The sequence below is a fragment of the Algoriphagus sanaruensis genome, from assembly GCF_001593605.1.
Lineage (GTDB): Bacteria > Bacteroidota > Bacteroidia > Cytophagales > Cyclobacteriaceae > Algoriphagus > Algoriphagus sanaruensis.
Window position 1 is genome coordinate 3,030,399 of sequence record NZ_CP012836.1, and the last position, 12,868, is coordinate 3,043,266.

The following is a 12,868-nucleotide window of genomic DNA, read 5'->3' on the forward strand; positions in this document are numbered from 1 at the left end:
TTCACCGTGAGAGTTAGACTAATATTTTCACTAAAAAACAAAGGCTCTTATTTGCCTTTCCACCATCAGTACCTGTTGGCACAATTCTTAAAAGGTCTTATTGTCAAAGGAGGGCGTGAGGAGTTTTACAATTACAATTTCTTCAATTTCTCTGGTTTGAAAGGCCAGACGAAAGTGAGCAGAAGCGGATTGCACTATTATTCGAGTTTGGTAACCTTGGTTCTTTCATCTCACGATGAAGATTTCATGGATTATTTACTTGAACAAGTGTTTGCCACTCCTAAAATTGAATTGGGAAATCTAATCTTGTCTCCAGAATATACTGAACTGGAAACAGAGCCTGAGTTAGAAACTGCAAACAAATTTGTTTGTATTTCACCATTGGTATTGATCACCCCAGCATTCAATGAAGAGATTGGAAAACGATTCATTAGCCCGGATAGTGATGAATTCTCCGATTTATTATATGAATCTACCCTGACCCGTATGGAGCGTTCTGGTTGGTATACCCCCGAGCAACTAGAATCGTTCTACAAATTCCAGGTAGTTCCTGATATGGTTTATGTCAACAAGCTTAAAGAACAGCAAAAGAAATTTGCTCGTATTTATGCGGTTTATGACATGGATGTGAAATATGAAGTAAGAGGTTATACGCTTCCCTTCACCTTATATGCCGCACCTGAAGTACAAGACTTTGTTTTCAAGTGTGGACTTGGTGCATTCACCCATAAAGGATTTGGAATGCTAGATCTAGCGAACCATCCGTCTGGAAATCGTACTACAACTTATAAATTCAAAAGAGAAGGATTTATTCCTTACAAGCCTACCGATAGAGTTAGAGAAAATGTAGCTCCAGCCGAAGAGGATGAACAGGATGAAAATTCAATGGAATTTTAAAAAACTAACCCCCGACCAAAAATCGGGGGTTTCTTTTTGCCTCTTGCAATAACGATCAAAGAGTTACTCTCAGATAAGTTATTTTTAAAATCTTCTCTTGTTAGGTTGGATGTAAGCATACCCAGCCAACTGATCATATCGAGAGCCCAGTTGCCTAAAGTACACCAATACCTCATATTCATTTTCAGTTTGAAAATGACTTCCCTCGATCAGTGATGAATCCATTCCCTCGGGGGAGCTTAAAGCAAACTGAAAATCATACCATCCTTGCTTTAACAAAAGCTCAGTGAAATAAACCTTCCGATTGGAGTCCCATTGCATTTTTGATGTTCCATTTTTCCCCCAGTTGGTCAGTGCTCCCAATACATAAATATCCTGCCCTGGAGATTCATTCAAATAAATGGATGTCAATACATATTCACTTTCCAATTCGGGATTTCCCCCAGGTCGATCATTAGTTGCTACTACATATTGTCCATTGATATCCAAATATTGAGAGTACGGTTCGACAGATCGTGGCTGACTCAATAAGGATTGAGCATAAACAGCCGTTTCCTCTAGTTTAACTGAGCCAATATTTACTCCTGTTGCTCTGATAAATCTCAAATCAAAGAATCTAAATTCATTTCCTGCCACGAATGTATTTTCGCCATCAAATGACTCATACCTCAAAAGTTTCGAACCTGCATTTACAAAAGTGGGCTTTTGAAGTCTTTTGAAATTATCCCAGCGTTGATTCTGTCTGATGACTACTTGGATTTGAGTGGTGGGATCAATAACCTCTGTTTGGGAATAATTGACGCTTACATTCAGTTGCTGGAGTTTGGACCTATTTTCAACATCAGCCGGAGGAACTAAACCTGCACCAACGGTAAATAATTCCTCAGCCACCATAAATCGCTTCGTGAAAAGCACCTGATTTTCATCGCGATTTCGATACACTTTAATGATATAATTTCCTGACTTAGTGACAGATGGAATCGTGAGTTCATAATGAACATAGGGAATTCGGGTATTGACAGAATAGTTATAATCTTCTACGGTAAACTGATTAAACGTACTCAAAAAATCCGTGTCCTTCAATCCTGACTTGGTCCAATCAGCGTTACAATGAATCAATTTTGCGGTATACAATTCAGGATCATACGCTAAATCATCAAATACTAAAGACAATCTCCTTGAGTCTTGCAAGCCTACGACAGGTGAGTTGATCATGGATGAAACTTGACCTCCCTGAGGAAACAAACGAACCGAAAAAATATGATCCACAAATACTCGGTCCTCCAGCACTTGCGCCAGAGTACTCGAGATAAATCCAAATGAAAAGAGAATAACAATAAAGATTTGCTTCATTTCCAAAAGATAAACACCTGCTAGATTAATTCCTGAAGTTTTGAAATTTCCTCTACCAAATTTTCCCATTTCGCATTCGCCTCATAGAGGTTAGACTGAATGGTCTGGTAGGATTCTTGAATTTTGTTGGCTTTTGATTCGTCAGAATATAATTCAGGATCAGCCATTTTTTCCTCCGTCTCTGCTTTTAGAATTTCGAGAGATTCGATTTCATGCTCGATTTTCTGAAGTTGCTCCTCGAGTTTCTTTAAATCCCGCTTTGCTTGTTGGGCCTCTGGAGAGTTGGTAGAATTAGCAGCAGCTTCCTTTGGTTTCTTTTTATCCTCTTGCATCAGAGGAGCTTGAACTTGCTGGCTTCTCCAAAACTCATATTCATCGTAGGTACCTGGATATTCCTTGATTTGTTGGTCTTCGATGTACCAAATTTTATTGGCTACTCCTTTGATGAAGTGTCGATCGTGAGAGACAGTAATAAAAGTACCTTCATATTGTTGTAAAGCTTGAATCAAAATATTCACCGATTGGAAATCCAAATGGTTGGTAGGTTCATCCAAAAGCAAAAAATTAGCCTCAGAAATCAAGGTTTTAGCCAAGGCTACCCGGGATTTTTCCCCACCTGAAAGCACCTTAATTTTTTTGAAAACATCGTCATTGGTAAACAAAAAGCAGCCTAAGACATTTCGTAGTTCCGTTTCAGATTTAGCACTTCCTGCTTGCGCAAGTTCCTGTAGAATTTCATTATCCAGAGTCAAAGCCTCTAGCTGATGCTGGGCAAAAAACGATTTAATGACATTATGGCCTTCTGTCCGGCTACCCTCGATTTTTTCTGAGCCATCAATAATCCTCAAAAGGGTAGATTTTCCTTTTCCATTGGCACCTATCAGAGCAATCTTATCGCCTCTTTCGATTCTCGCTGTACTGTTTTTCAAAATAACTAAGTCTCCATAAGCCTTGGAAACATGGTCTAAAACCACCACATCTCTCCCCGACTTTTGAGAAAACTTAAATTTAAAATTGACAAAAGCCTCGTCGTTAACTACCTCATGTACACGATCCATTCGTTCCAAAGCCTTAATTCTGGATTGAACCTGATTGGACTTGGTCGCTTTTGCCCTAAACCGTTCGATAAATCGCTCGGTTTGTTTAATCATCTGCTGCTGATTTTCATAGGCATTTTGCTGCAACTCCATTCGCAACTTTTTTTCCTCCTTGTAAAAAGAATAATTACCTGGATAGGCAGTCAAGGTTTCATTGGCTACCTCCACTGTGGTATTGATGCAATTATCCAAAAAAGTCTGATCGTGGGAAACGACAATAACAGCACCCTCATAGTTTTTGAGGTAGTTTTCCACCCATTGAATAGAAGGTAAATCCAAGTGGTTGGTAGGTTCGTCCAGCATCAACAGACTTGGCTTTTCTAAAAGCAATTTGGCGAGCATCACTCGCATTCTCCATCCACCTGAAAACTGACGAAGGGGCTTTTGCAAATCAGAGGTTTGAAACCCAATTCCCTCCAATACCTCCTCTGCTTTGGCCTTGATGGTATAGCCCTCATTGCTTTCAAATCGATCCTGAAGTTGGGCGAGCCGATTGATAATCTCATCGGAATAATCGGTTTCCATTTGTTTGAGAATCTTATCGATCTCATCCTGAAGTGCTAAGGTTTCCTTAAATGCAGCCAAGGCTACATTGAGGATGCTATCATCCGATTGATAGGAAAGCAGGTCTTGATTTAAAAAACCGATGGTACAATCTTTTGCTTTTTGAACTTCACCCGTTGTGGCTTGGTAATCTCCATTGATGATTTTTAGCAAGGTAGATTTACCGGTTCCATTTTGGCCGACAAGTCCAATTTTATCTTTTGGCTTGATATGTAAGTTGGCATTTTCGTATAAGGCCCGTCCGCCTATGAAATAGGATAAATTGTTAATCGATAACATGCCCCAAAAATAACCAATAGCCCGCTTATCCACCTTCTCTGGGAAAACATTCTCCCTTCTTTTAGCTTAAAAGAAAAAACTAAAGCCCATGAAATATATCAAACAGGTCGCACTGTCTTTTGCTTTGGGAATTTTGGCTTCCCAATCAATCGCCCAAGGCAAACTCACGCCTTTACCTACACCCAATAGTAGCAACAAACGAGATATTCGATCCGCAAAAGCAGAAGTAAAACTTGACCAAATCAAATTACCGGCAGGATTCAAAATCAGCGTTTGGGCAGCAGATGTACCCAATGCCCGATCAATGGCTATTTCCGATAACGGAATCATCTTTGTCGGAAACCGTCAGGAAAAAAACGTCTATGCCTTAGTCGATGAAAATGCAGATGGTAAAGCAGATAGCAAGTTTATTTTAGCAGAAGGCCTTCGAATGCCTAACGGAGTTGCCTATCGAAATGGGGATTTATATGTAGCCGAGGTCAGTCGAATCCTTCGGTTCAAAGACATTAAAAACAACCTGACTAACCCCAAATATGAGGTAGTATATGATGGATACCCTACGGATGCGCACCATGGATGGAAATTTATCGCTTTCGGTCCAGATGGATTGCTTTACGTTCCTGTTGGTGCCCCATGTAATATTTGTGAAAAAGACTATCCAATATATGCCAGCATCACTAGAATCGATGTGACCAAGCCCGGAGCAAAACCAGAAGTCTATGCACATGGCGTAAGGAATACCGTAGGTTTTGATTGGCATCCACAATCTAAAAATCTTTGGTTTACTGATAATGGACGGGATATGATGGGTGACGATATTCCTGATTGTGAATTAAATCAAGCTACTGCCAAAGGCCAACATTTTGGTTATCCTTATTGGCATGCGGGCACAGTGAAGGATCCCGAATTTGGGGATAAAGGAAAAGCCTCGAGTGCCTATATAGCTCCTGCTGCCAAAATGGGACCTCATAATGCCCCACTCGGCATGCGTTTTTATCGGGGAGGAATGTTCCCTACTACCTATAAAAACAACGCGATCATAGCCAAACATGGAAGTTGGAATAGAAGCAAAAAAGCCGGTTATGAAGTAGTCATGGCAAAAATCGATGCTCAAGGTAAAGTCACTGGCCAAGAAGTGTTTGCCTCGGGATGGTTAAATCCGGCCACTCAGGAAGTGTGGGGAAGACCCGTTGATGTTCAAGAATTACCAGATGGAAGCTTGCTAATCTCCGATGATATGGCCAATTGCATTTATCGGGTGACTTACGGAAAGTAATTCTTCTGAAAGTAGAAAAGCCCTCAAGCAAATTTGATTCTGCTTGAGGGCTTTTCCTTTTTATTGCTAAATACTTTATTTAAGCCAATCTGGCTTGGTTGTACCCACTTCTGCCTGCAATTGGTTAAGAAGGTTGTATAACCCGAAATAGGTTCGGTTGATGTATAAACCGTGTCTAGAACCTCGGGCTTGACGAGAATTTTTGAACATTTTATCGTTGGAAATGCGATCTCCCAATTGAAAAATCTGCTCAAAGTAGCCATCATTCGCAAAGTCAAAACGATCTACATGAAATGGCTTCCCTAAAAGTGAAATCATTTCTTTAAATACTCCCTTGAAATAGATCTTTTCTTCTTCTGTGTCTTTGTCTGAAATAAAATCCAGAGAGTAAAAAATCTGATTCAATTCTTCCTCCTTCATGACCAAATCTTTCTTGATCAAGGCAAAATAACCTTTATAAAAATCCTCGGGAATGACTTTTACACAGCCAAAATCTATGATACCTAAAGTCCCATCCTTTAGCACAATAAAATTTCCTGGATGTGGATCAGCATGGACCTGTTTCAACTCATGAACCTGATGGTGGTAAAAATCCCATAGCGCTTGACCTATTTGATTTTTTGCTTCCTGACTAGGATTCGTTTCCATCCATTCCTTGATATGTAAGCCAGAAATCCAATCCATGGTAATGATTCGCTCAGAGCTATATTCATCGTAATAGCCTGGGAATTTTAGATTGGGAATATGGGAACAGGCATTGGAAATTTCTCTTGAACGTTCGATTTCCAATTGATAGTCCGTTTCTTCTAAAAGTCGCTCTTCCACCTCTTCCATGTAATGATCCAATTCCTTCTCGTTCATATTGAGAAGTCGCAAAGCAAATGGTCGAACCAATTTCAAATCAGAGCTTACAGAGTCCGCAACTCCCGGATATTGAATCTTAACGGCAAAGACCTGATCTCCTTTTTTCGCTTGGTGAACCTGTCCTATTGACGCGGCATTTACTGCAGACCGAGTAAATGAGTCGAAAAGCCCTTCTGGTGTTTTTCCAAAATATTTCTGAAACGTTTTCACCACAAGAGGGTAAGAAAGGGGTGGCGCCGAATATTGAGCCATTGCAAATTTATCCTGATATGCCCTTGGCAACAGGTTTTTATCCATGGACATCATTTGGGCTACTTTGAGGGCAGAACCTTTCAACTGACTCAATGATTTATAGATGTCCTCTGCATTATTTTGATGGAGCTCTTCTTTATCAAGAGATGGATTTACCATTTTCTTGGCATAATGCTTCACATAATTCCCACCAACTTTTGCTCCGGTTGAAATAAATTTGGCCGCACGCTGCACTTTGGAGACTGGTATCGCCTCCTGCTCTTTTACCTTATTGGCCATATGTTATTTATTTTGATATAGAAATTTGGCAAAGTCCACGAAGGTGTCCAAGGCGCTTTTACCCATCAAGTCAAACGCAAGATTGACTGATTTTTCAATGGCAGCATCCGTCTTCTCAAATCTTGGGCTTCGATCGTCCAACCAAAACCGAAAAACAAAAGCAAGCTGCAACCAAAGTGCTTCATCGTACTTTTCAGTGATAAAAGGTCGGCTTGCAATCTCCTGAGTTTCTTTTCCTTCAAGGATGATCTCGCCTGCAAAGTCTTTGAATTTTTCTTTGAATTCCTTCGTATCGCTAGGAAGTTGCTTCAGGGACTTTGTTTTATCCCCATACAAACTCAATAAATAGGATCTGTTTTTCTTCAACTCTTCAATCCAAGTGAATAAAAACCCTAGAAATTTTTCCCGAGCACTGTACTCCTTGAATACTTCTTGAGATTCAATTGACTCAAGGGTTTGGTCATATATACTTACCCAAATGGAGGATTTGATCGAGTCAAAAGAAGTGAAGTACGTGTAAAACTCCTCCTCTTTCATCTTGAGTTCTTTGGCAAATTTGAATAGGGAGGCAGGTTCAGAACCATGTTCTAACACATGGTTGACAAATCCCTCCAAAATCAATTTCCGGTAATCTTTCTTGGTCGTCTTTTTGACAGTCGGTGTATCCATTGGAATCAAAATATCTTGATGGAATAACACCTGACAAGGGCTTCGGGTTTTGTTAAACACAAAAAAAGCCGGAATTCTTTTCCGGCTTTTCAAAATCGAATCAAAAATCAGGATTTAACCTTTTCGATGACCAAATTATGATTGGTGTAAATGCAGACGTCAGCCGCAATGTGCAGACTTTCTCTTACCATCTCTTCTGCGGTGAGTTGAGGTGCAAATTTTTTCATGGCTCGTGCAGCCGATTGCGCAAACATACTTCCTGAACCAATAGTGGCAATTTCCATATCTGGCTCGATAACATCACCTGTGCCACTGATAATCAAAATATCATCTTTGTCCGCGACGATCATCATTGCTTCCAATCTGCTTAGCATCCGGTCCATTCTCCATTCCTTGGCTAACTCGACAGCTGCACGCTTCATATTATTTCCAAAGGCATTGAGTTTTTCTTCAAACTTTTCAAGAAGCGTAAAAGCATCCGCTGTCGAACCCGCAAAGCCAGTGACAATTTTCCCACTTTGGAGGACCCTTAATTTTTTAACTGAACTCTTGGCTACTGTATTTCCAAGGGTAGCTTGACCATCTGCACCAATGACTACCTCTCCATTATGCCGAATCGCCACGACGGTGGTTGATTTTATTTTTTCCATTTGGATTTAGTTTTTATTTCTTGACTTTCTGAGGTCTTGCTAACCCTTATCTATCAAAAAAACATGGACTGTATTGAATCCTGCTGCTCTTTTAATGGTACATGGATTAACAAGAACCATACAAAAGCAAAAAGTCCTGTTGAAGCAGGACTTTTTGACAGATTAGTATTAGATAAGTATTCGAACCGGGTCCTCAAGTAGGCCTTTCAGAGTTAACAAAAATGCTGAACCAACGGCTCCGTCTACAACTCGATGGTCACAAGAAAGGGTCACTTTCATCACATTTCCAATCTTCATCTGGCCGTCTTTCACCACAACAGTTTCCTTGATACCTCCTACCGCTAGAATACAAGCATCAGGTGGGTTGATAATCGCAGTAAACTCATCGATTCCGAACATTCCCAAATTGGAGATGGTGAAGGTATTTCCTTCCCAATCCTTTGGCTGAAGCTCTTTATTTTTTGCTTTTGCTCCTAAAGTCTTGGCTTGATTAGAGATTTGAGAAAGTGACAAGCTATCCGCAAATCTGATTACAGGCACTAGCAAACCTTCCTCAACTGCAACTGCCATCCCGATATGGATATGGTCGTTGTATCTGATTTTATCTCCTAACCAGCTTGAATTCACTTTTGGATGCTGTCTCAAAGCAGCAGCAGCAGCCTTGATTACCATATCATTGAATGAAATCTTAACCGGAGAAATCTCATTCATGCTCTTTCTTGCCTCAATTGCCTTATCCATGTTGATTTCCATGGTAAGGTAAAAGTGAGGAGCAGAGTATTTACTTTCTGCCAAACGCTTCGCGATTGTTTTTCTCATTTGAGAGACTTTTTCTTCACGGAAGCTTTCTTGTCCTAAAACAGGAGCACTTGTAGCGGCAGGTGCAGCAACTGCAGGTGCAGCGGCAGGCACAAAGTTTTCAACGTCTTTTTTAACAATCCTTCCACCCTCGCCTGAACCAGCGACTTGACGAATGTCCAAGCCTTTGTCTTGTGCTATCTTTTTTGCAAGTGGAGAAGCTTTTACGCGCTCATTGGAATTTGAAGAAACCGGAGCAGCTGTAGGTGCAGGTGACGCTGCCACTGAAGGTGCAGGTGCTTGTTCCTGACTTGGAGCCGCACTTGGCTTGGATTCAGCAACAGGTTCAGCAGCAGATCCACTAGTTTGGTGAGCCTTAAGAAGGGTATTGAAATCTGCTCCCTTTTCTCCGATGACAGCAATTACACCATCGACAGGGACACTATTTCCTGCTTCCACACCTATATATAAGAGAACCCCATCTTCATAGGATTCCAATTCCATAGTAGCTTTATCAGTTTCTACTTCAGCAATGATTTCACCAGATTTGACCGCATCTCCCACTTTCTTAAGCCAAGTAGCTATGGTACCCTCTTGCATAGTATCACTCATTTTAGGCATGGTGATGACTGTTGCATTAATGGATGAAGTGTCAATTTTTTCAGCAGGAGCTGGGGCAGATTGAGGTGCGGTAGGAGCAGCTTGAGGAGCTTCTTCTTTTTTGGCAGGAGCTGCAGATGATCCACCTTCCAAAAGATGTTTATAATCCTCACCTTTCTCACCAATAATGGCGATGATGCCGTTGACAGGCACGGAATCTTTTTCCTGTACTCCAATATATAGTAGGGTTCCTTCTTCGTAAGACTCCAGTTCCATGGTTGCCTTGTCCGTCTCCACTTCAGCTAGGATGTCTCCAGGCTTCACTTGATCCCCCACTTTTTTTAACCATGCCGCGATGACACCTTCTTCCATGGTGTCACTCATTTTCGGCATTCTGATAATTTCGGCCATAGGTAATTTCGAGCTTGTTCGTTTTAAAAGCGTCCAAAAATAGTTTTAAAAAACGCTTTATTCAAATTTATATCCGCTAATTTCCGACTGGATTTAGGTCAAAAATTCACATGCCCCTGCTTTCACAAAGCCCTTATCGACGTCCTAAATGGCTCTTAAACGGGCACTTAGAAACAATTTATCCTGCTTTATTCCGAAAAGTATCGCTCTTTCCGAGTCATTCTGAAAAGATCCAAACTCCTGATGAAGACTTCTTGGAACTGGATTGGTATAGACAAAGTAGCTCAAAATTGGTCATCGTTTCTCACGGTCTAGAAGGCAATAACAAGAGACCCTACGTCTTAGGTATGGTGAGAGCCATATTGAATGCTGGTATGGACGCATTGGCTTGGAACTATAGAGGTTGTGGAGAAAATTTAAATTCCCAACCCATTTTTTATCATAGCGGAGCTACCTATGATCTTGAAACAGTGGTAAACCATGCAGCCACTCAATATCCCGAAATTTATTTGGTAGGGTTTAGCTTGGGAGGAAATTTGACTTTAAAGTTTCTTGGAGAAAAGGGTTCTTCTCTTCCTATGCTAAAAAAAGGGGTAGCCATTTCCGTACCCTTACACTTAGGAGATTCTTGCGACCAGATTTCAAGAGGAGAAAATAAACTATATGCAAAGCGGTTTTTGAAAACCTTGATCCAAAAAGTGGAACGCAAATCAAGGATATTCCCTGAGATTATTCCACCGAAACCGCTAACAGAAATCAAAACCTTACGGGATTTTGACAATTGGATAACTGGTCCCTTACATGGTTTCCGAGATGCTGATGACTATTATCAAACCAATTCTTCACTTCACTTCTTGGACAAGATTGAAATACCGACTCTCATTTTGAATGCTAAAAATGATCCATTCCTGAGTCCTACGTGCTTTCCAGAAATTCAAGCAAAAAAACATCAAAAAATCATCCTCGAAACTCCCGAACATGGAGGTCATGTAGGCTTTTTTACCCATCATCCCAAAAAAACCTACTATTCTGAGTTTCGGGCAGTTGAATTTATTCAAAGCGATTTCTAACTTCCCCGCTGATCCAAGAGACCTCACCATGTGCGGAAGATATTCCCTGAGTAAAAGTAAAATTGAGTTAGAAGAACGCTTCCAAGCGGAAATGTTGACTGACTTCAAACCTCGATACAACATCGCTCCTACCCAACTTGTACCCGTTATCACTTCAGACAGTCCAAAAGGATTCTCCTTTTTTTATTGGGGTATTACTCCTGATTTCGGACAAAATAAGCCTGTAGCCCAAAAGCTTATTAATGCCAGAGCCGAGACCATCCATGAAAAAATCTCTTTCAAGAGTTCTTTTCAGAAAAGAAGGTGTCTGATTCCAGCCGACGGATTTTACGAATGGAAAAGACTCGGAAAAAAAACCAAAATCCCCTACCGATTTACCCTTCGTGATGAAGAGACTTTTGCCTTTGCAGGGATTTGGGAAGAGTATGAAAATGTCAATGGAGAAAGTAACCATACTTTTTTGATACTCACCACCTCCCCCAATGAGGTGGTTGATGAAATCCACGATCGAATGCCAGTCATTCTTTCCAGAGAGGAAGAGAAAAAATGGCTGGACAAATACACCTCCGAAAGTGATCTTTTAGAGATGCTGAATCCACTCGCTCCCGAGCTTATGGTGAGCTATACCGTATCGCCTCTCGTGAATTCGGTTCAAAATGATTCTCCTGGGATCATTCGAAAAACTTCCCCGATGGACCAGTTTGGAAATTATACCCTTTTCGGCTGAAATCTCGACTGTGTTTTGATTCCATCCTCGCAAGTACCGATATTGCGGGACAGATTTAGTAAAGACTTTAAACCCAAATAGTGATGAAACGATCCAGAATTCTTGGAGCTGGACATTATGTGCCAGAGCGAATTGTGACAAACGACGAGTTGTCACAAATGATGAACACTAATAATGAATGGATCGTCGAACGAACTGGAATTCAGGAAAGAAGATGGTTTACTCCGGGAGTTGATACCGTCACCAATATGTCAGCTAAGGCCAGCAGAATGGCCATGGAACGAGCTGGAATAGCTGTTCAAGACATTGATTTCATTGTATTTGCCACTATTACTTCCGATTATTTTTTACCTGGAAATGGAGTTCTATTGCAGCGAGAACTAGGCCTTGATTCAATTGGAGCCTTGGATATCAGAAATGCTTGCTCAGGATTCATCTACGCACTTTCAGTTGCTGATCAATTTATTAAAACTGGGATGTACAAGCATATCTTGGTGGTGGGCGCAGAGATTCAATCCTCTGCTCTGGATAAAAGCGATGAAGGACGATCTAGTGCCGTGATTTTTGCAGATGGTGCCGGAGCAGTGGTCTTAGGAGCTGTGGAAGAAAATGAATCTGGAATCCTTAGTACCCATCTTCATTCTCAAGGAGCTTATGCTGAAGAATTGTATTGCATCGCGCCAAGCTCGAGTGGAAAGGTAAGGATATCTCAGGAGATGATTGACCGAGGAGATTTTTTCCTGAAAATGAATGGAAACGCAGTTTTCAAACATGCAGTGGTGAGATTTATGGAGGTTATTCAGGAGGCTCTTGATGCCAATCATCTTCAAAAAGAGGACTTAGATTTACTGATTCCCCATCAAGCCAATCTGCGCATCAGCCAGTACATTCAGCAAAAACTTCAGCTACCTGACGAAAAAGTATTCAACAACATCATGTACCTAGGCAATACCACAGCAGGAACCATTCCTATTGCCTTATCCCAGGCTTGGGAACAAGGCCGCCTGAAAAAGGATGATTTGATTTGCTTGGCAGCCTTTGGATCTGGATTTACCTGGGCATCTGCACTACTGAGATGGTAA

At 41.0% G+C, this 12,868-nt stretch carries 11 protein-coding genes; 5 read left to right on the forward strand and 6 right to left on the reverse strand.

Annotated elements, in window-relative coordinates; translation table 11 throughout:
* Positions 1-6: 6 nt before the first annotated feature.
* Positions 7-897, forward strand: coding sequence for a CRISPR-associated endoribonuclease Cas6 (gene cas6, locus AO498_RS13320; protein ID WP_067548587.1), 891 nt, complete (start codon positions 7-9; stop codon positions 895-897).
* An 84-nt stretch (positions 898-981) separates the two neighbouring features.
* Here cas6 and AO498_RS13325 read toward each other — a convergent pair whose 3' ends face one another.
* Together AO498_RS13325 and AO498_RS13330 are read right to left on the reverse strand one after the other, a co-directional pair.
* Positions 982-2,250 carry a type IX secretion system plug protein gene (locus tag AO498_RS13325; RefSeq protein ID WP_067550505.1) on the reverse strand — a complete coding sequence of 423 codons (1,269 nt, stop codon included), beginning with the start codon at positions 2,248-2,250 and terminating at the stop codon, positions 982-984.
* 20 nt (positions 2,251-2,270) lie between these two features.
* On the reverse strand, positions 2,271-4,190 hold the full coding sequence (locus tag AO498_RS13330) for an ABC-F family ATP-binding cassette domain-containing protein (RefSeq protein WP_067548590.1): 1,920 nt from the start codon (positions 4,188-4,190) through the stop codon (positions 2,271-2,273).
* Positions 4,191-4,278: 88 nt separating this feature from the next.
* On the opposite strand from AO498_RS13330, the gene AO498_RS13335 reads away from it, so the two are divergent.
* Entirely contained in the window at positions 4,279-5,466 is a 1,188-nt protein-coding gene (locus AO498_RS13335) for a PQQ-dependent sugar dehydrogenase (RefSeq protein ID WP_067548593.1), read from the forward strand.
* 75 nt (positions 5,467-5,541) lie between these two features.
* Here AO498_RS13335 and AO498_RS13340 read toward each other — a convergent pair whose 3' ends face one another.
* The 4 genes from AO498_RS13340 to AO498_RS13355 all read right to left on the reverse strand — a co-directional run bounded on the left by AO498_RS13340 (position 5,542) and on the right by AO498_RS13355 (position 9,989).
* Positions 5,542-6,861 carry an ABC1 kinase family protein gene (locus AO498_RS13340; RefSeq protein WP_067548596.1) on the reverse strand — a complete coding sequence of 440 codons (1,320 nt, stop codon included), beginning with the start codon at positions 6,859-6,861 and terminating at the stop codon, positions 5,542-5,544.
* Positions 6,862-6,864: 3 nt separating this feature from the next.
* Positions 6,865-7,530: a TetR/AcrR family transcriptional regulator gene (locus tag AO498_RS13345; RefSeq protein WP_067550508.1), complete on the reverse strand. Its 666-nt coding sequence runs from the start codon at positions 7,528-7,530 to the stop codon at positions 6,865-6,867.
* Positions 7,531-7,637: 107 nt separating this feature from the next.
* Entirely contained in the window at positions 7,638-8,180 is a 543-nt protein-coding gene (hslV, locus tag AO498_RS13350) for an ATP-dependent protease subunit HslV (RefSeq protein WP_067548599.1), read from the reverse strand.
* A gap of 168 nt (positions 8,181-8,348) precedes the next feature.
* The gene (locus tag AO498_RS13355) at positions 8,349-9,989 is read right to left on the reverse strand and encodes a pyruvate dehydrogenase complex dihydrolipoamide acetyltransferase (RefSeq protein WP_067548602.1); all 1,641 of its coding nucleotides are present in this window, start codon (positions 9,987-9,989) and stop codon (positions 8,349-8,351) included.
* Between the two features lie 110 nt (positions 9,990-10,099).
* On the opposite strand from AO498_RS13355, the gene AO498_RS13360 reads away from it, so the two are divergent.
* The 3 genes from AO498_RS13360 to AO498_RS13370 all read left to right on the forward strand — a co-directional run bounded on the left by AO498_RS13360 (position 10,100) and on the right by AO498_RS13370 (position 12,868).
* The gene (locus AO498_RS13360; protein ID WP_067548605.1) at positions 10,100-11,059 is read left to right on the forward strand and encodes a YheT family hydrolase; all 960 of its coding nucleotides are present in this window, start codon (positions 10,100-10,102) and stop codon (positions 11,057-11,059) included.
* Between the two features lie 28 nt (positions 11,060-11,087).
* Positions 11,088-11,786, forward strand: coding sequence for an SOS response-associated peptidase (locus AO498_RS13365; protein ID WP_067548608.1), 699 nt, complete (start codon positions 11,088-11,090; stop codon positions 11,784-11,786).
* 83 nt (positions 11,787-11,869) lie between these two features.
* Positions 11,870-12,868: a 3-oxoacyl-ACP synthase III family protein gene (locus tag AO498_RS13370; RefSeq protein ID WP_067548612.1), complete on the forward strand. Its 999-nt coding sequence runs from the start codon at positions 11,870-11,872 to the stop codon at positions 12,866-12,868.